The following is a 21,253-nucleotide window of genomic DNA, read 5'->3' on the forward strand; positions in this document are numbered from 1 at the left end:
TTTTATTATTTTAATTCTTCTTTTATTTTTAGGACAGTTTCATTTATACAATTAAAATCTCTGTATAATCTAAAGATACTAATTATTATTAATCTTTCTTTATCATTATCCGCTTTATAAAATAATTCTCTTATTTTTTCTAAAATATCATCACCCTTAAAGTTTTTCTCTATTATTGAGACATTTTTATAATATATATCAAATGCCTTCATTTGCTTATTATTTTTATATATAACTTTAACGTCAGATAAGAATTCAGTTTCATAGCTTAAGAGAATATTTAAGTTTTCACTTTTAATAAGTAAGTTGTTATAACTTAACCTTCTATAATAGTGGTTACTCATAAGAGTTAAATTATCTATATTTTTAACTTCTTTTGAGTTATTAAGTACAGCCTTTAATACCTCTTTGTTATTTTCTATAATTTCCTCTATAGCCCTAATAGTATCGTCTTTTACGCTAAAAGGAAAAATATTATTTGTAACTAAAGCTACTATTATTATAGCTAAAAAGTTTAATGCTAACCTATAAATTCCGACCTTATCACTTTGGCTGCTAGGAACTAAAAGAACTACCATACTTAATGACATTATAGTTATAAAAATCGCACGCCTTTTATATTCTTTAGTAGTAAAGGTAAAAAATAAACCTACAGCAAAAGCTATCCAAAGTACAACCTTATTTTCCCTTCCTATTAAATATAAAATTTCAAAAGAAATTACACCTATAACAGTTCCAAAAACCCTGTCTTTTATCTTTTTATTTATCTCTTCAACAAAAGGTAAAACTAAAACAGAAATAGTAAAAGGTAACCACTTACCTACGTAAACCCCATAAAAATCAACTAAAAAAATCGAAATTGATAGTAATATTGAAGTCTTTAGTGCTAAGTTATATCTTATTGATTTATTTGCTACTTTTTTTCTATTTATCTTTAATCTTTTTACCCTATCATCATTATATAAATTTATATAATTTTCTTTATTATCTATAGCTTTTATAAACTCTTTAACTGTAAGTAAAATATTATAGAATCTGTATTTATCTATCCCTTTAGTTTCTTTTATATCTTTAGTTAATATATGATATTTTAAAATATCATTTTTTATATCTAATAAAGTAAGTTCTCCGATTGAATAAAGTATTATTTGGTCTACAAATAATATTATTTCTCTTATTATAAACTCGTTTTGATCTGTTCTTTTTACTTTTTTTATATTCCTCTTTAGGTTAGATAAAGTAAATAATACAATAGACTTTTCTATAGATTTTTCAGTATCTTTTTTTGAATTTTCTAATCTATCATGAACTTCTACCTCTGCATTTTTTATAAGTATATTTATATTAGAATTATCTTTATCCTCTCCTTCTAATATACTTTCAAGTTCTTTTTTTATAGCTTCTGCTATCTTTTTTATCTCTAAATTAATCTTCTTTTCAAAATTATGATTAGTAAAATAATAATATTGGGCTATTATAACGAGTCCTGAGAAAGCGAGTGCTAAAAGTCTTTTTGGCATTTCTTCAAGAGGTACATTAGAATATAGTAAGAATAGATACATCATTACAAATCCCGAACTTTTCGCAGGCTTAAAATCGTAACTGAATCCATAACATAAAGAAAATACTACTATAAATGAGATTATTATATTTAGGTATATATTCAAATTTGAAACATAGGCTGCTATTCCTAGTGATACTTGAATAAAAACCATCTTATTTATAAATAATAATGGTTTTGAAGTATAATCCTCCCTATAAAATGGTACTGCTATTATGATTGTCCCAAAGGCAACTATTAAATTTTTACTTCCAAATAATAAAAACAATCCCATAATTAAAAGGACTGTGATGTATTTCTCTAACTTTTTATTTAAGGTTTTACTCATCTTTAGTCTCCTCTTTGTTGTTATCTTTATATTCTATCACCTTTTTCTCTTTTATTTGTTTCTAAAGTATTATCAAGTTTTATCTAAAATAAGAATGAATATATTTACAAATTTAAAAGCAAGCCCTTTAAGACTCTTTAATTTATCTTAAAGTTAGTCTCTTTTGGCTTGCTTTTAAATCAAAATTCTACTTTTATATTTGCTTTTCCTAAGTTTCTTGGAATAAGTTCTCCCTTTATTTCTTCTCCATCAATTATTATCTTTTTAGAACTTCCTCTTCTTACTTCTATAGAGTAATCCTCTTTTTCATTTTTTATAAATATCTCAAATCCATCCCACTCTTTAGGAATACAAGGGTTTATAGAGTAGCCTTCATCTTTAACTTTATCAAAACCTAAGATGTTTTGAAGTCCTACTTTATACATCCAACCAGCAGTTCCAGTATACCAGCTCCAACCACCTCTTCCGCCGTGTGGTTCTCTAATATAAACATCTGCTGCCATAACATAAGGTTCTAGTTTGTATCTTCTGCACTCAAGTTCAGTTTCAGTATGGTTTATAGGGTTTATCATATGATAATATTCCATAGCTTTATCGCCCATACCTAGTTTTGTTAAAGCTAGTATAACCCAAGTTGCAGCGTGAGTGTATTGACCTCCGTTTTCACGAACCCCAGCAACATACCCTTTAATATAACCTGGTTCTTCTTTTGACTTTTCAAAAGGAGGTGAAAGAAGTTTTATAAGACCTAAGTCTTTATCTACTAGATTTCTATCTACAGCTTCCATAGCTTCAATAGTTCTCTCCCTTTTTCCGCCTTCTGATATGATAGACCAGCTTTGAGCTAGAGAATCTATTTTGCATTCTCCGTTTTCTCTAGAACCTAAAGGAGTTCCGTCGTCAAAGTACGCCCTTCTATACCAGCCTCCATCCCAAGCATTCTTTTCAAGGTTTCTAAGTACAAACTCTGAATCTTTTAAGTATTTTTCTGATCTTTCTAAATCTTCTTTTCTTTCGCATAAAGGTATAAATCCTTTAAGGATTTTGTATAAGAACCACCCAAGCCAAACACTCTCTCCTTTTCCTTTGTTTCCAACAGTACTCATACCGTCGTTCCAGTCACCACTTCCCATTAAAGGAATGTTATGCTCTCCAAATCGAAGACCTCTTTCTATAGCCTTTAGGCAATGTTCGTAGATAGTTCCTTCTTTGTTTGATTGATTTACTATAGTATATCTTTCATCTTCACCTTCATTTAAAGGAGCATCTTCTAAATAAGGTGCTTTTTCTTCTAATATGCTATAATCTCCTGTCATATTTATATATTCAACTACTGCATAAGGCATCCAAAGTAAATCATCAGAAAATCTAGTTCTTATACCGCTATTTATAACAGGGTGCCACCAGTGCTGAACGTCTCCTTCTAAGTATTGCCTACTAGCATTTTTAAGAATTTGCTCTTTAGTAATCTTAGGGTCTATAAGCCCTAAAGAAAGGGAATCTTGAAGCTGATCTCTAAAACCATAAGCTCCTCCTGATTGATAAAATGCAGTTCTAGCTAAATACCTGCAGCTATAGTTTTGGTAAAGTAGCCACCCGTTTAAAAGATAATCCATCGACTTATCTCTAGTTTTTACTCTAATATTTCCTAGGAAATTACTCCAATATTCTTTTGTTTTTTCTAGTTCCTTGTAGGAATTTTCTATAATTTTATATTTTTCTATCTTTTCTTCTATTAAATCTTCACTTTCTTCTTCTCCTAAAAGAATAACTAATTCTTTAGTCTCAAAAGGTTCTAATGTTACTTTTAAATTTAAACTTAAGCAAGGGTCGTATATACTTCCGAAAGTCCCTTCTAATATGTTTTTGTTTAAGGCACTAGGAGAAGATATATCATTTGAAACTCCAATAAATTCTCTCCTATCACAGCTAAAAGTAATAGACTCTCCTCCTATTGCTGTAAGGTAAGCTTTATCTTCCCCGAAGTATTTAGAATATTTGTTTTGCCCGTAAACATAATCTTTTTTGTTATAGGTAGTTATAAAACGCGCTGTATCTCTAGGAGTTACACCAAGTACTAATTCTAAATAATAAAGGATTGATAACTTTTTAGTTTTAGAAGAATTATTTTTAAGTTTTATTTTATTTATTTTAAGCTTTTCTTTAGTTGGAACGAAAGTTATTAACTCTCCATCTATATCACCCATCCTATGTTTAAATGAAGAATAACCAAAGCCGTGATTTATAATATATTCTCCACCATCTCTAACTGGTTCTGGAGTGATAGAAGAAAACTTATAATCTTCATCGTTTCTTATATATAATGCTTCAAAAAGTTTATCTTTTACAGGGTCGTTATTCCAAGGAGTTATCTTGTTTTCTCTACTGTTTTTACACCAAGTGTGAGCTGAGCCTAATTCTGATATATGAAAACCAAATTCCTTATTTGAAATAACGTTTATCCAAGGAGCTGGAGTATTTTTGAAGTCCTTTAGCTTTATAACGTAGCTTCCATCTTTTTTATTAAAGCCTCCGTAGCCGTTAAAAAAGTCTAAGTCATCTTCTTTAAAATCTATCTCTTCTCCAAACTCAAATTGTAAGTTGTTATTTAACCTTACTGAATTAAAATCCTTATCTTCTTTTATAGATTCTTCGTTTAATCTATTTTTTAAAGGTTTTATTTCTCCAAGTTCTTTATGCCTTCTTAAAGTTTCACCTTCTATTATTCTGTCTTCTAATTGGTTTAAAACACTTCCCTTTTTACTTTTGATGTAAAGAGATGAAATTCCAACTAAGAAATCTCTAATATCTTCTCCCATAGTAGATTTGTTGTGAAGGTATATTCCTCCTTGTTTATTTAAGACGTCGTCAGTTCTAAGAAGGTGGATAGCTTGAAGGATTGCCTTTTGCATAGGCTCTTCGTAGCTTGCTTCTTCGTTATTATAGATTATTAAATCTACTTTAATCCCTTTTAGTTTGAAGTAATAATGCATTTTAACTAAAACTCTAACGTCATCAATATCCTCTTCTGAATCCACTTCTAGCATTATAATATTTAAATCTCCTGAAATACCAAATGCCCAAAGGTCTTGTTGGTGCTTACTTATATTTTCTATAAATTTTTCTCTGTCTCTTCTTCCATCATTTAAGAAAAGAATATATGATGCTAATCTTTGGTAGATGTTTGCCATCTTTGAAGTTATAGCTAAAGATTTTAGTTCTAATTGCATAGATTTGTTGTAAATATTAAAAGTACTCTCTAGTTTTAAATCTAAAGAATATTTAGAACTTAACTCTAAAACCTCTTCTTTAGAAAGGGCTATACCTGTAATAAAATAAACTGTTTTTTCTTCATTTCCTTCAAGTGAAACCCTGCTTCTTAAACTTAATATAGGATCTAAAACTATACCTGTATTGTTTTTTAAACTGTTGTCGTTATCTAAAGCTTCTGGTTCTTTTAAGCTTCTATTTCTTCCTATAAAGTTTAGCCTTGAAGTTTCGTAACTTATATCAGTGTCTTCTTCTGATATAAGCTTGTGGAAAATGTATGGCACCTTGCCGTTTTTTACTCTAGCTCTTCTCTTTCCTATTAAGATTTTATTTGAGTCATCGTATTCTGTTTCTATAAATAGGTTTGAAAAACTAGGGTGAGCTGTATCAGAAGCTAAGCTTGTAAGGGTAACTTCCATATAACTTGTAAGTTCAACTTCTCGAATTTTATCACTTGTATTTTTTATTTTTAATTTTCTTATTTCTATATTATCTTCAGGTGAAACCACTATTTCTAATTCACTCTTTATAGAACCTTCGCTTTTTGAAAACTTAGAGCTATCTATAGAAAAGTCTACTAAATAATCCTCGTTTTCCTTCTTACAAGGTTCGTAAGTTGCACTCCAAAACTCGTTAGAGTTTAAGTTTTTGATGTAGATAAAAGATCCGCTATCGTCAGTTGTGCTATCTCCAATCCACCTGTATAACAAGTCATCATTTTTCTTAGAGTACCCGCTACCAGTTAAAGTAACCATAGTGCTAAATATCCCATTAGATAAAATATTAACTTCTGGGTTTTCCCTTTTAGCCCCTTTAAATATCCTGTGTTCAAATTCTTCTCTTATAAGTACATCCCTCTTTGGAATAAACTCTTCTTCTCTTTCAAAAGTTATTACTTTTGGAACTTTTTCTTTTAAGATAGTTTCAGTTGCCTTAACTTCTGGGATACTATGAAATCTCTTTTGCATAATATTTTTATTTAAAATATTATCTAAAGCTAAAAAAGACATCCCTAGATGGTGAACCATATAGCAATTAACTTTTCTTCCACCTTTTCTTATTCCTTTTTCTTTTTTATCTATTTCTTTGTGTACTATATCTTCGTTTAGGTATTTATTTACTCTGTTTGGAGTGTAATCTATAGCTTCAATAAAACCATATCTTTTAATGGCTCCTACTTCTTCTAAAAGTTTTAAATTAGAATAAGAATTTTTAAAGTCATAAGGTAATGTCATAATGCTTGAATAAGGTGAAATTACAAGTTCGTTTTCAAGCCCTCTTTTAAGTCCTATTCCTGGTATTCCAAAGGCTTTGTACTGGTAGTTTTCTCCTACATCAAATCCAAAGTATGCAGATTCTGATATTCCAAAAGGAATTCTTTTATCTTTTGCAAATCTTCTTTGAGCCTTTATAACTGATTTGTAAGTTATATCTAAAAGTGTTCCTTCGAAATTTTTCATAATAAGAGATGGCATAAAGTATTCAAACATAGTTCCACTCCAAGAAACTAAGCTCTTTATTCCGTAAGCATTAGTCATAGCTCTACCTAGTTTAAACCAATGTTTTTCATCTATTTCACTTCTAGCTATAGTTAAAAATGAAGCTATTCTTGATTCTGATGCTAAAAGGTCATAATAAGAATTCCCTAAAGAATCTTCTTCTAAGTTATATCCTATAGAAAATAAACCTCTCTCTTTTTTATATAGAAAATCAAATTTCATATTATCCATATCTTCTTTTATTTCGTTTATTAAATTTAAAATTCTGCTTTTGAAAGTTATAATCTTTTCTGACATAAGCATAATAGTATCTTTATATTCTTCTCCTGAAGAGTTATAAAGTAATGCCATATGTTTTTCAATTTCGTTAATTGAAGGAGGGTTTTTCTCCCACTCACTTTTAAATAATTTGTTTATTCCATCGTAACAAAACTCAAAATACCCTATTTTTTTCTTTATTTCAGCTTTGCATTTGTTTAGCCAATATTCCTTTTCTTTTTCTTCTTCAAAATCTAATTGTTCTAAGTTATTTAATTCTTCTTTTAAAGTGTTTATATATGATTTTATGTTGTATCCTTTAGGGTTATCTAAAAGATCTTTCTCTTCTAATTTTAATATTTTGTAGATATCTTTAAGGCTAGATATCTCGCTTTTTCTTATAAGTTTGTAATCTAAAGACTTCTCTAAAAAGTCTTTTATTATCCACATATATCCTAAAAGATTTCCACTGTCTACAGTTGAAATATATCTAGGAGTTAAGGGTTCTTTTGTTCTAGTATCATACCAGTTGTAATAATGGCCTTTATATTTTTCTAAAGTTTTCATGTTACTTAAAATAAGTTCTAACCTATCTATAACTTCTCCTATAGTTATATAGCCTAAATCATAAGATACTATATTACTTATAAGCCCCATTCCGATATTTGTAGGGGAAGTTCTATAAGCTACTCCTTTAAATGGTTCTTCTTGATAATTATCTGGTGCTAAGTAGTTATTTTCACTATTTACAAAGTCTTCGTAGTAAGCCCAAGTTCTCCTTGAAATGTTTCTTAAATAGCTTTCTTCCTCTTTAGAGATTTCTATCTCTTCTTTTTCTATCGGCTTACTTATTTTAAAAGCTATATAAGGTGCTATTATCCACAAAATAGATATAGCTCCAATCAAAATAGAAAGTAGAGGTGAAGTTGTTAAACCTAAAGCGAAAAATATTACACCTAAAAGTGGTGAAATCCACATTTTTAGATAATATCCTTTTAAAGTATTTTTTATATTGTTTTCTATATCTTCTGCTGTTTGCCACATAAGTAGGTGTTTTTTACTAAATACCATCCTATAGATAGCTCTAACTATAGCTAAAAACATAACTAAACTTTGGTAAGGAATAAAGCTGATTATTAGAAGTATCTCTTCTGTTTTTTTGAAGGTTCCGTTTAGTTTGTTTTTAGGCGTTACAACAAAATCAGTAATTGAAAACAAAAGCGGTGTTATAAGCGCTAAAAATAAAAGTATAGTAACTGCCTTTCCACCTCTTAAATAAAATACTGTAATAAATAATCCGATTAGTATAGAAGGAGCTAAAAGACTTCTTCTTAGGTTATCGAAAATTTTCCACTTTGAAAGAGATGATAAGTCGTTTTTAAATAGCCACCCTATAAGCTGCCAATCTCCCCTTACCCATCTTTCTAGCCTTTTAGAACTGCTAAGGTAAGTACTAGGATAATCGTCTATAAGTTCTGCATCAGAAACTAAACCGCACCTTGCATAACACCCTTCTAAAAGATCGTGACTTAAAACTTTGTTTTCTTCTATTTTCATATCTAAAACTTTATAAAAAACATCAATATCTATAATTCCCTTACCTGTAAAAGAACCTTCTTTAAAGAGGTCTTGGTAAGTGTCTGAATAAGCTGTAGAGTAGCCGTCTACCCCTCCTTCTCCTCCAAATACCTTAGAGAATCTGCTTTTATTCATACTTTCAAGAGAAATACTAACTTTAGGCTGCAAGATTCCGTAGCCTCTTCTTACTTTTTTATCCTTTAAGAATGCTTTGTTTAAAGTGTGCTTCATACTTCCTATAAGCTTTTTGCAAGTATCTCTTTTTATAAATGTGTCAGTGTCTAAAGTTATTATGTATTTAGATTTTCTAACTTCTTCTAAAGAAGTACTAATTACATTAAATGAAGTTAAGGTTTCAGGTTCTCTAAGAAGCGTGATAAATTCCATTATCTTACCTCTTTTTCTTTCCCAGCCCATATAAACCCCTTCACTCTTATTAAACTTTCTCTTTCTATTTAAAAAGAAGAAGATTTCTTTATCCTTTTTGTATTTTTTATTTAATTCCTTAGTTTTTAAGAGAGCGTATTCGTTTAACTTTACGTCTTTTTCTAAGGTCGCTTCCTTGCTATCAGAAAAGTCTGCAAGTATTGCAAAATACAAGTTATCTTCTTTGTTTCCAAGGTAAGCTACTTCTAGTTTACTTATTAAAGAATCTATTTTCTTTTTAGTGTTAATCATAGTTGGAACTATTACTACTGTTCTATCTTTTGTAGATATATTTTTTAAGTCAATCTTTGGAATATGCCTAACTTTAACTTTTTTAGATGTTATGTAGTTAGTAAGTGCAACTACTATTTCACTAGCTGGAATTAAAATTATAAGCCCTGCTATTAAGTATTGAAGCTTTGTGTAATTAACTTTAAATAATCTACTTATAAGAAGTGTAAGAAAAACTATAAATAAAGTACCTAAAATATTTAAAGCCCAAAACTTTTTATGGCTCATAGTATCTTTTTTTACTGAAGCCTTCGATATACTTTCTGATAATTCTTCTATTCCTTCATCTACTATGTAATAGCCTACGTGAGATTTATATAATCTTTTCCCTTGTTCTTTAGCTCTTTTAGCTAAAAATAATGATTTCTCTGCTATTGCTTTTTCAGTTATACTAAATTCTTTTGCTAAATCTTCGATTTTGTGCCTGTAATACTCCTTAGATTTAAAATCCATCAAAGCGTAAGTATCATCAGGATCTTTTAATAAAATCTTTTCTATCACTGATGTTTTTTCGAATACGTAAGTCCAATCTATACTCTCTATTTCTCTTAAAGAAATAATAGAGTGCCCGATTTCTTCTTCTAAATTTCCATCTAAAAACTTAGATTTTAGAAGCTCCATATCGTTATCACTTCTTTTTAAAGTCTTCTTTAAAACATTAAGAATATCTTTGTCTCCGTAAGAGTTATCTTTTAATGCTTTATAAAACTCGCTATAAAATATTTCTTTTTTACCTTCTTTGTTATTTAATATTTCTATTATTTTTTCTTTATCTTCTTTATTTCTTATAAGCTTGTAGGCAAGTCTTTTTCCATTAAACTTATTTTCTTGAATTAATCTAAGATTTTCTGTAATTTTAGCGAGCCTTTTAATAACTCCAATCCTAAGCATTATAGGAAATGCCCAAATCTCTCCCATATTTAAATCTTGCTCACACTTTAAAAGATATTTTATAACTTCCTCTTTACTTATTTTTAAATTTTCTTTACTTATAAATTCGTTTGCAAAACATAAAACTCTAGGAGTTTTAGAGTTTGAATTATTTTTTTTAGGTAAGCTTTCAAAATATTCTATAGGCATATTAAATTTAATTGCCTTATATTCTTTTTCTATAAGATAGATATTATCTAAAAGCCATTCCCCTGAACCTATTATCTCTTCTCCGTCAACTGATAGTTTTTTAATATATCTATAATTCCTATTTATCTTATAGAAACTTTCTTTTAATTCTTTTAAAACATAATTTCTACTTTTGTATACATCTGTTTTCTTCACAATTATCTACTCCTTTTGAAAGTCTTCTTTTTTTTAGTTTCCACAAAAGAAGAAAATTTATGAATTAATTTTCTAAAGCTTGTATATAAATAAAAATTTTTGTCCATAATCAAAATATTACTATAGAATTATAGTTTTAAATTAAAAGCGTATTTTAAAAAATTTAATCATTTAGAACTAAATAAACTCATTTAAACGATATTTAAACTTTCACCAAACTAAATTTGCTTTTAAAAATTTATTTAAACCCTTTTAACTCCGATAAACTTTTAATTTTTCTATAATTCAATATATAAAAAAGCAGACAAACCACTAGGGCTTGTCTGCTTTTTATTTAATCTTTGAAAAACTCAATTGATTTTAAATTAGTATGTTTTGTAGGTGTGAATCTTAAAATGTTTTTATCACTATTTAGCATTGATTCATCTATTACAAAATCATAATCTTTATATTCATTACTAGTTTTAACAGTAGTTACTTCCTGATCGTTTAAAGTTATAGAAACTGTATTATCATCTTCTAAACCTTTCATATTAACTCTAACTTTAATTTTGCTTCCTGTATAATCTTTAGGAACTGTAAAGTAAACTTCTCCTACGTCGTGGATTTTTTTACCTAACTCGTCTTTCATCATTCCTTTATTTACAGCTTGATAAATTTCCTTATCTTCAAAAGCATCTTCATTAAAGTATTTTTTAGTATTAAAGTCTATTTCCATTCCGCCATATCCAGGCCATCCTGCAATTTCTTTTTTAATATAATATAGCTTGTACTCTATTGGCGCTTTAATTTTTAAATTTAATCCTAATATAGCAAAATAAGAAACTATTAATACTATCGATATACTATAACAAATTATATTTTTCTTTTTCATAGTATTCCTCCTTAAGGCATAATAGGATTTCCATTAAACCAAAGCCACAATAATACGGCGTTGTATACTATAAGCAATCCTAAAACTATCCATCTAGATTTTTTAAAATGTTCTTCTATAAATAAACTTGAGAATATTATAACTAAAACATTCCCCATAACATATCTAGGTATTGATTGAAGACTAGATAACATCGGGATTATTATTGTTATAAGTGAAAATATTCCTTCTTCAAACTTTTTCTTTTTAAACATATATAAAGATATAACTATCCCAAATATAGCCCAGACCCCTAGGTAAATCCAAAATGGAGAGTTAATTTTTCCATCATAAGTAACAAACCCACCGATTAAAACATCTATAGGGTTACTATTTTCTCTTCCCCAAGCTATTTGGATATTTTTAAATGCAAATGGATCTCCTACTTTGTTATATAGATAAACCATATATGCAAATATTCCTGATGGAACAAGTAAAAATGATAATAAATACTTTCCATCTAAGAAAAATCTTTTTATAGCATCTAAGAACTTCTCTTTTCTTTCAAATACAGGTCTTAAGAACATTATCATCATAGGGAAAACTAAAATTGCACCAGTAACTCTAGTTGCAGAAACAAGCCCCCCGCAAATACCTGCTAAAATCCATTTATCTTTCTTTAAAAAATAGAAAAATAATATAGTAAATAAAATATATAATGACTCTGTATATAAAGTTGCTGTATAAAATGAATATGGTCCTACAAACAGCAGTATCGTTGCTATTTTTGCACATTTTTCGTTTTTAATATCTACACAATAATCATAAATAACAAAACTTGCAATAAGGGTTATTATGCTAGAAATTACTGACCCTAATATTTCTACTCTAATATTAGTCATCATATAAAATACTTTAACTATCATAGGATACAGCGGGAAAAACGCCCAGTTTGCAGCATTATTACCTGTCATTCCTTGAGGATAATCCATATATCCGTCTACTATTATTCCCTTATACCAAGGTGAATCCCATCTAAATAATAAATCCCAAATACTTTGATCACTTCCATCAAAAATATTGTATACAGCCCCAACTAACCATATAAATATTCTCGATAAAATAAATATTGTCAGAATAAAGATATATTTATTCTGCAATTTACTTTTTACCCAATCTAAACTCTTCAAACTTAAAAATTCCTCCTAAAACTCTACTTAGATAACATAATATCTAATATAGTATTGTCTGCATTTGTTAGTCCATCTTTAACTAACTTTTCTATACTTTTTATTGTTTTTTCAACATCATCATTTATTATACCGTCTTTTGAACTAGGTGTAATTCCATTCATAGCTAAATTTGCACATTGAAGTGCAGCGTTAACTCCTGTTGCGATCTTTAAAGCACACGTACTCTTTGCACCGTCACAAATCATTCCAGCAACATCTGAAATCATATTATTAACTGCAAATCCTATGTTCTTTAAATCTCCACCTAAAAGATATGTTATCCCGCATGAAGCTCCAGTTGACCCTGCAATTCCAGCTCCACAAAGAGGTGATAATCTTCCCATATATTTTTTTATATGTATAGTTACAAGGTTTGATATAGCTAATGCTCTTGCTTTTTCTTCATCAGATTTCCCTAAAATTTCACAAACTTCAGCTACCGGCATAGAACAAACTATTCCTTGGTTTCCTGAGCCTGCTGTAGTCATTATAGGCATCGTGCATCCATCCATTCTTGCATCTGATGCAGCAGCTGTAACTGCTATAATTCTTTCAGCTATATTATTTGTAAAAAGATTATGCTTTTCTTTTTGTATCATCTTACTTCCAACTTGTAACCCATACTTGCCATTTAGTCCTTCATCAGATACTTTTCTGTTCATTTCTACACTTTTAAGTAAAAATTTTATATCTTCAAAAGGAACTTCCCTTGAAAAATTATATATGTCTTCTAAAGAAAGCTCAACCTCTTCTTTTGCTTCTTTATCTATTTTGTCTTCTTTTTTAAGTAGTATTTCTCCATTTTTCTCAATTAGAACAAAGTTTGTATGATCTCCGATAACTATGACTTTTGATGTTTCTTTATTAGTTTTAGAACAAACTTCTATATATAGCTTTTCTTCAGTATTTTTTTGTTTAATTTTTATAATTGAATTATTTATTATCTCATTTGCGTTTTCTAAATCATCGCTGCTAAACCCAGATAAAATTTCTAACTCCCTTTTACTATCTCTTATAATTGCTCCAAGCGCAACAGCTATATTGATTCCTACTTTACCTGTACCTGGTATTCCAACCCCTAGTGCATTTTTTATAACATTTGTGCTTAATGAAATTTCTATAGATTCTGGCTTGCCTTCAAGTATTTCAAGACTTTTTGCTACAGCTAATGCAACTGCTATTGGTTCTGTACACCCTTCTGCTGGAACTAGTTCCTTATGTAATACCTCAATAAATTCTCTTCTCATAAACGTCTCCTCCTGTAATGAATAATTTTTACTACTCTTTTACAGCCCCTATATATTATAACATTTAGAAGTTATTTGAATAAATAGATACTTTATGTACCTTCATATAAAAATTATAATATCTTCTACTCCACTACAACATTGTTTTGCTTCTTTGTTGGTATTTTGCCAAAATCACCTGAATAAAGGCACTTTTTTATGTCCATAATCAAAATAACTAAAAAAATCAAAATTTTTCGAGGTGAGATTATGGTACATACATCGGCTTGTCCCCATTGCGATTCAAAACACTTTATTAAATACGGTAAATATAGATGCTTCCAAAGGTATCAATGTAAAGATTGTCTTAAAACCTTTAACGAAGGAACAGGGCTTGTTTGGCATAACACAAGAAAGAGTGTTGACCTTTGGGATAAATATACTCGTCTTATGCTATCTGGTGCTACTATTAGAGATTGCGCTGATAGATTAAATATTTGTATAGAAACGTCTTTTAGATGGAGACACAAGATACTAAAACATATAGAAACTTATACTGATTCAAGAAGAACCCATATAATTACAGCTATTAGACATACTAAGTTTTTAGAAAACTTTAAGGGGCAAAAGACTCCCCCTGTTTGCACTATTTCTAGAAGAAAAAATATATTCGTAGCTACTACTATTAATAAAAATAATTATTCCCTAGCTAAGATATCCTTTGATTCTATGAGCCCTACAAAGGAATCTATAGAGAATTTATTAAATGAATTTAACCCTGTCTTTAATACTTATTTCTTGCCAGGAAAAGATAGGTTTTCTTATCTTGTATCAAAGAAACTAAACTACGCTCTTCATAAAAAGAAAGAATTAAAAATTTCTAAAGAAGAAAGTCAAATTTTACTTAGTCACTGCTCTGATTTTATATTAAATTTAAGAAGATGGCTTAGAAAATTTAGAAGTGTTGCTACAAAGTATCTGCAAGTTTATTTAAATTGGTTCTTGTATATTTACGAAGGATCTTATGAAAAACATACTGTTTTATCTAATTTAATAAGTTCTATTTTTTGTATAAAAGTAATTTGATTATTCTCAGACTAACCCTTAATATAGATCTATCCTAAGAGCTTGTCCATCTAACTTCTACTTGTCTACTACGATTGAATTTTTATAGTTTGTCTAAATAATTTTTACTTGTCCAAAATATCAAAATTTTAACCCTATATAGCGAAAATCCCTTGTACCAATAATATCTCGTAACAATGGTGTAGTTTTTTTAAAAAAATTTTTTTTATATTACTTAGTCTCTCGACCATTTATTTCCACAACTCTTTAAATACTACTCCAAAAAAAGATTAATTCCCCTTAATACTTTTTATAAATAAAAAAGGCGCATTAAAATTTTAATACGCCTTTAGTTTACTATTTAATATTATAGAATTCAGTAAATGCTTTAACTGTATAGAAGTTATCTTTTACTGAAGCTAACTCTCTTACTGAGTGCATTCCTAAAAGAGGTGCTCCCATATCAACAACTGGAATTCCTAAGTCCGCTGCTGACATTGGTCCTATAGTAGTTCCGCCTTTAACATCTGATCTATTAACAAACTTTTGTACTGGTAATTCTGCTTTGTTGCAAACTTCCATAAATATTGCTGAAGCAACACTGTCAGTTGAATAACTTCCTGAAGCTGCAATTTTAATAACAGGTCCCATACCAAGTTTTGGTCTGTTTGTAGGGTCATGTTTTTCAGGTAAGTTCGGGTGAACTGCGTGAGCTAAATCCGCTGAAATCATAACTGAATTAGCTAAAGCTCTAAAGAAATCTTCAGTATTTCCACCAAGTGCAATTACAACTCTTTCTAAAAATCTTCTTAAAAGATTTGAGTTAGCACCTTGTGCAGTTAAACTTCCTATTTCCTCATTATCTATGCAAACCATAACTTTAGTAGCTTTAATCTTTTCACTTCCTAAAAGAGCTTTGATTCCTGCAAATACCATCCATTGATCATCTAATCTTCCAGTAGAAATTAACTCTTCATTAATTCCCATAACACAACCTTTATTATATTCATATAAGAATAAATCAAAATCTAGGATGTCTTCTGAATTTACTCCTAATTCTTCTACTAAAAGGCTCATTAAATAACCTTTCTTTTCTAATTCTTCATTAACAAATCCAACTAAAGGTAAAGTATCCTTTTGCTTATTAAAAGCGTAACCTTCATTTACACTTCTATTCATATGAATAGCTATATTTGGAATTATTAATACAGGTTTATTTATATTTACTAATTTTATTTCTGGTTTAAGTGGTGACTCTCCTCTTAAAGCAACTCTACCTGCAACACCTAAAGGTCTATCAAACCAAGTGCTTAAGATTGGTCCTCCATAAACTTCTGTATTTAATCTTACATATTGGTCTTCAACTTTCATCTCTGCGTTTGGTTTAATTCTAAAACCTGGCGCATCAGTGTGAGCTCCGATAAGTCTAAACCCATCTTCAATAACACTTCCAGTTCCAACTTCGAAAGCTATAACTGCTGAATCATTTTTCTTTAAATAATATTTTTCACCTGATTTAAGATTCCATGAATCTTTTTCAAATAATTCAGTAAATCCTTCTCTATCTAACATCTCTTTAACTGTACTAGCTGCATGATATTGAGTTGGACTCGCATATATAAAATCAACTAGTTCATTTGCTAATTTCTTTTCCATGATTTATCCCTCCTAGGATTTTCTCTAATGTTTTTCTTATATTTTACCACATTTAAAGGTAATAATTAAAATTAATAAATAGTGAAAAGTTAACAAAAAAGCTAGTTAATCAAATTTAATATAGTCCTTTTCTATAAAACCACACCTTTTATCAAACATAGCATCATATTCTATCTTGCACCAACTATCCCTATCTTCAATTACTTTAATTTTAGTTCCATTTAAAAGGTATGCTAAAACGAACTCATTTAAATTTGGCCCCTTTCTAACTTGAATGTTAATATTAGCGCCGTGGATTACCCCTTCTTTGTTAACTATATTTTCTTCGATTTCTTTAGCTTTTATAGACTTTTCTGTACATTCTGTAAACTCAATAGCTTCGCTGAATTGTTCCTCTAATTCAGAGAGCTTTCTAATTTCTAACTCCTCCTCAAAAAGGTCTTCTAAAGAAAGTTTTTTATATTCTAAAAAATCCTTAGAAACAAATCCAAAAATCATTTTTCTACCTGATTCTATTATTGTTTTATAATGTTTTTCCCCTTCTTCATAAATATAAACCTCTTCTCCTCTATTTATATAACCTACTATATTTGAATCGTTAATACCGCTTTTTTTTACTTTTATCTTAGATAAAACGCTATTTATCTTAGCTTTACCTACAGGATTATATAACTCGTTAATCCCTGAAATTCTAAGCTTAAACTTATGCCATATAAAGTCCTCTTTTAATTCTAAAGGACAGATGCAATCTGAAATATCGCTATGCCTAACAATATTTTTTAAATCTATCTTATATTTATTAGTTAAAGCCCTAACTAGTTTTACTATATTTTCAAAAACATCTGATGGATTCATATAGTCTCTAAGTATAAAACTTATCCCTATAGATGTTGAATTTGAAATTTCACGCACTCTGCTTCCTTTAACGTGCAGAGCTCTTTTACTATCACTTAGTAAATTTATAATCTCTTTGTCTGAAACAACATAATGAACTGATTCTTTTGCTTTATCATTTTTTGATACATAATTTACATAATCATCTATTGAGTAAAATTCTTCTTCTAAAATACTATGTAAAACAATATAATTTGCCTTTATATCAAAACCCTTAGTATAATTAATATCTATAAATTTGTGGTTAACTTCTATGTTATTTATCCTCATAATACTCAATTTCTCCTCTCATATAAATTAAAAATGTAAGCTATTTTTATTATATCACACAGAGTTCCATATAAGTTATATTTTTACATTTAATTTGATTAATATTTACCCTTAATATACAATAGAAATAATCAATAAAATTAGGAGAGTTCGATAAATGATTTCAAATTTTTTGGTAAATAAATTCGTAAAGAATCATGAAAACACAAAAGATAGAACCGTAAGAAATGCATACGGTCAGCTTGGTGGAGTTATAGGAATTATAATAAATTTAATTTTATTTACTATAAAGCTTTCTGTTGGAGTTTTAATTTCAAGTATCGCTGTAATGGCAGATGCTTTTAATAACTTAAGCGATGCCGCATCTTCAATAGTAACTATAATAGGCTTTAAATTATCAAACATGCCAGCAGATGAAAAGCATCCTTTTGGTCACGGACGTATAGAATACTTATCTGCTTTGGTAGTATCTTTTATGGTTATAATCGTAGGATTACAATTTATTAAAGCTTCTTTTGAGAGGATTTTAAACCCTGAAGTAATTGAGTTTCAAATAGTACCATTTATATTACTTTTAGTTTCAATCTTCTTAAAGTTTTGGTTATCTGGCTTTAATAAATTCATAGGAACTACAATTAACTCATCAGCTTTAAAAGCTGCTGCAACTGATGCTTTAGGTGATGTATTTACATCTTCATGCGTTGCTATATCATTCCTTGCATCAAAATTTACTTCATTTCCTATAGACGGGTATATAGGTATTTTAGTTGCACTATTTATAGTTTATTCTGGTATAACTTTAGTTAAAGAAACTATAGACCCTTTACTTGGAGAAGCACCAGACCCAGAATTAGTTAAAGATATTAAAGAAATGCTTTTATCATACGATCATATAACTGGTCTTCATGATTTAGTAGTTCATAACTACGGTCCTGGTAGATGTATGGCATCAGTACACGCAGAAATACCTAGTAATATCGATGTTATGGAAATTCATAATATAATTGATAAAGCAGAACGTGATATTTCAAAGGAATTAAATATTTACTTAGTAATTCATATGGACCCTATTTGTCTTTCAACAGATGAAATCAAGGAAGCTTATAAAGAGGTTCAAAAGATAGTAGATTATAACCCTCTAATAAAATCAATGCATGATTTTAGATTAGTAGGTGAAGGTGATGAAAAAAATCTTATATTTGATATAGTAGTTAATTCAAAGTTCTTAAAACATGTTATGACAGAATCAGAATTAAAAACTACTATTAAAAATTAAGTAAAAAAAATTCATCCTTTATATAATTGCATAATTACTATAGACCACGAATATATTTAAAAAAAAGCTCTAAATTTAGGGCTTTTTTCTTTACGCCTAATTACCATTTTTTGCTATAATTATAGTGTAAGGATTAAATTTTATCTTTGAGGAGGTTTTTATGTATTGCTCTGAATGTGGAAGTGAAGTAAATTCAAATGGATTTTGTAATAATCCATATTGTAATAACTCTGAAAAAAGAAAATCTTTCTTCAATTTAGACGAATTTGAAGAATCTAATAAACTAGATTTTAATAGTTCTAACTTTGAAAAATTAGACGATAGCTATACTATAGATGAACTTAATATTAAAAGTTACCTTAATTTAGATAAATATTATATAGACAAGTGGGCTTTGTACGAAAAAGATAACAACTTTTTATATTGGAATAATGCAGCTTGTATATTTAGCTTTTTTTGGCTTATTTATAGAAAATTATATGTTTATGCACTTTTCTTTATAGCTACAATTATTCTATCTATTATATTTTTAAAAGAATATACTTTTTTAGTTTATCCAGTCCTATGTATATCTTTAGGTGCTGTTTCTAATAATTTATATATTAAAAATGTTATTAAAACTATAGATAAAACTAAAGCTAAGTTTCATTCATTATCACAAAATGAACTTAATATACTACTTGAATCTAAAGGCTCTAAAAACTTACCTATAACTATAGTAAGCGTAGTTTTAGTATTATTTGTAATGATAGTTTGGATACTTAATATTATCGCAAATCTGTAAATTCTATTATAACTTTAATTTTATAATTTACTATGTATCAAAAAAGATTGTGAAATTTAAATTTCACAATCTTTTTATTATCTATAAAACTTTAGATAAAAAGCTTTCTGTTCTTTCGTTTTTAGGATTATCAAAGACTTCCTCTGGAGTCCCTTCCTCAACTATTGTCCCTTCATCCATAAATAAAATCCTATCCCCAACTTCTTTTGCAAAGCCCATCTCGTGAGTAACTATTATCATAGTCATCCCTTCCTTTGCTAAAGATTTCATAACATTTAAAACTTCCCCAACCATCTCTGGGTCAAGTGCAGATGTTGGTTCATCAAAAAGCATAACATCTGGGTCCATAGCAAGTGCTCTTGCTATAGCTATTCTTTGCTTTTGTCCCCCTGACAAAGAATTTGGATATGCATTTTTCTTTTCTAAAAGCCCCACTCTATCTAATAATTCCTCTGCTTTTTTTATAGATTCTTCTTTCCCGTTCCCTTTAACCTTTATTTGAGCCATAGTTAAATTTTCTAATACTGTTTTATGTGGAAAAAGATTGAACTGCTGAAATACCATTCCCATCTTTTCTCTTATCTTATTTATATTTACGCTTTTATCTACGATATTTTGTCCTTCAAAAATTATATCCCCACTAGTTGGTGTTTCTAAAAGGTTTAAGCATCTTAAAAATGTTGATTTCCCTGACCCTGAAGGCCCTATAACAACTACAACTTCACCTTTTTCTATGTTTTCATCAATACCTTTTAATACTTTATGTTTTCCAAATGATTTTTCTAAATTCTTAACGCATATCACTAGCTTTCATCCTCCTTTCAAGATACCCCATAAGTCTTCCTAAAGAGAAAGTCATTACAAAATAAAATCCCGCTATAACTATTAGTGGTTCAAGCTGAAGGTATGTAGCCCCTGTTACTATCTTTGATTTAAACATAAGCTCCCCAACTCCGATTACTGAAGCTATAGATGATTCTTTTATTACTGCTACAAACTCATTACCTACAGCAGGTAATATATTTTTTACAGCTTGTGGTAAGATAACAAGTCTCATAGCTTGTCCTTTATTCATACCTAAACTTCTTGCAGCTTCCATCTGTCCCTTATCAACAGCTTCCACTCCAGATCTTATAATTTCAGCTACATAAGCTGATGAATTTAAAGAAATTGCAATAACTGCAGCTTCTAATACTTCTATATTTAATCCAAAAAATAATGCTGATCCTATATATACTAAATATATTTGAAGAATTATAGGTGTTCCTCTAATTATTTCAATATAAACAGTTGAGATTATTTTTAATGGTTTGAATTTTCCAATTCCAAAGTTAGATTCTCTTAAAAAATATAATAAAGCCCCAAGTAGTGTCCCTACAAATACTGATATAAGAGAAATTATTAATGTCATTTTTGCTCCATCTACAAATACCCCAAAGAATTGAGGTAAGAAGGAGAAGTCTAATTTATAGCCCATACGTCCTAGCCCCTTTCAATTTAAATACATAGGA

Annotated in this window: 12 protein-coding genes; 3 read left to right on the plus strand and 9 right to left on the minus strand. The window is 28.9% G+C overall.

Annotation, left to right across the window (positions count from 1 at the left end; translation table 11 throughout):
- Window positions 1–5 precede the first annotated feature (5 nt).
- From M4I33_RS02580 to M4I33_RS02600, 5 genes are all read right to left on the minus strand, one after another.
- Window positions 6–1,889 carry an FUSC family protein gene (locus M4I33_RS02580; RefSeq protein ID WP_257915313.1) on the minus strand — a complete coding sequence of 628 codons (1,884 nt, stop codon included), beginning with the start codon at window positions 1,887–1,889 and terminating at the stop codon, window positions 6–8.
- Between the two features lie 179 nt (window positions 1,890–2,068).
- A complete protein-coding gene (locus tag M4I33_RS02585; RefSeq protein ID WP_257915314.1) occupies window positions 2,069–10,486 on the minus strand; it encodes a GH36-type glycosyl hydrolase domain-containing protein in 8,418 nt (2,805 codons plus the stop codon).
- Window positions 10,487–10,820: 334 nt separating this feature from the next.
- Window positions 10,821–11,360, minus strand: a complete 540-nt coding sequence (locus M4I33_RS02590; protein ID WP_257915315.1) for a hypothetical protein — start codon at window positions 11,358–11,360, stop codon at window positions 10,821–10,823.
- An 11-nt stretch (window positions 11,361–11,371) separates the two neighbouring features.
- Complete coding sequence (locus M4I33_RS02595) at window positions 11,372–12,529, minus strand: mannosyltransferase family protein (protein WP_257915316.1); 1,158 nt, start codon at window positions 12,527–12,529, stop codon at window positions 11,372–11,374.
- A 23-nt stretch (window positions 12,530–12,552) separates the two neighbouring features.
- Window positions 12,553–13,818, minus strand: coding sequence for a serine dehydratase subunit alpha family protein (locus M4I33_RS02600; RefSeq protein WP_257915317.1), 1,266 nt, complete (start codon window positions 13,816–13,818; stop codon window positions 12,553–12,555).
- 249 nt (window positions 13,819–14,067) lie between these two features.
- Here M4I33_RS02600 and M4I33_RS02605 point away from each other — a divergent pair, with 249 nt between their 5' ends.
- Complete coding sequence (locus tag M4I33_RS02605; protein ID WP_257915318.1) at window positions 14,068–14,883, plus strand: hypothetical protein; 816 nt, start codon at window positions 14,068–14,070, stop codon at window positions 14,881–14,883.
- 336 nt (window positions 14,884–15,219) lie between these two features.
- Here the strand turns inward: M4I33_RS02605 and M4I33_RS02610 are convergent, their stop codons facing one another.
- Together M4I33_RS02610 and M4I33_RS02615 are read right to left on the minus strand one after the other, a co-directional pair.
- Window positions 15,220–16,518, minus strand: a complete 1,299-nt coding sequence (locus M4I33_RS02610; protein WP_257915319.1) for a M18 family aminopeptidase — start codon at window positions 16,516–16,518, stop codon at window positions 15,220–15,222.
- 105 nt (window positions 16,519–16,623) lie between these two features.
- Entirely contained in the window at window positions 16,624–17,682 is a 1,059-nt protein-coding gene (locus tag M4I33_RS02615) for an amidase (protein WP_257915320.1), read from the minus strand.
- Window positions 17,683–17,839: 157 nt separating this feature from the next.
- Between M4I33_RS02615 and M4I33_RS02620 the strand changes: the two genes are divergently transcribed.
- The gene (locus M4I33_RS02620; RefSeq protein ID WP_257915321.1) at window positions 17,840–18,958 is read left to right on the plus strand and encodes a cation diffusion facilitator family transporter; all 1,119 of its coding nucleotides are present in this window, start codon (window positions 17,840–17,842) and stop codon (window positions 18,956–18,958) included.
- Between the two features lie 160 nt (window positions 18,959–19,118).
- Complete coding sequence (locus M4I33_RS02625) at window positions 19,119–19,742, plus strand: DUF2628 domain-containing protein (RefSeq protein WP_257915322.1); 624 nt, start codon at window positions 19,119–19,121, stop codon at window positions 19,740–19,742.
- 81 nt (window positions 19,743–19,823) lie between these two features.
- Here M4I33_RS02625 and M4I33_RS02630 read toward each other — a convergent pair whose 3' ends face one another.
- A complete protein-coding gene (locus M4I33_RS02630) occupies window positions 19,824–20,546 on the minus strand; it encodes an amino acid ABC transporter ATP-binding protein (protein WP_257915323.1) in 723 nt (240 codons plus the stop codon).
- Window positions 20,533–21,219, minus strand: coding sequence for an amino acid ABC transporter permease (locus tag M4I33_RS02635; protein WP_257915324.1), 687 nt, complete (start codon window positions 21,217–21,219; stop codon window positions 20,533–20,535). The genes M4I33_RS02630 and M4I33_RS02635 overlap by 14 nt, the downstream gene beginning before the upstream one ends.
- Window positions 21,220–21,253: the final 34 nt, after the last annotated feature.

Source organism: Clostridium sp. LY3-2 (assembly GCF_024705715.1).
In the GTDB taxonomy this organism is placed as follows: Bacteria; Bacillota; Clostridia; order Clostridiales; family Clostridiaceae; genus Clostridium.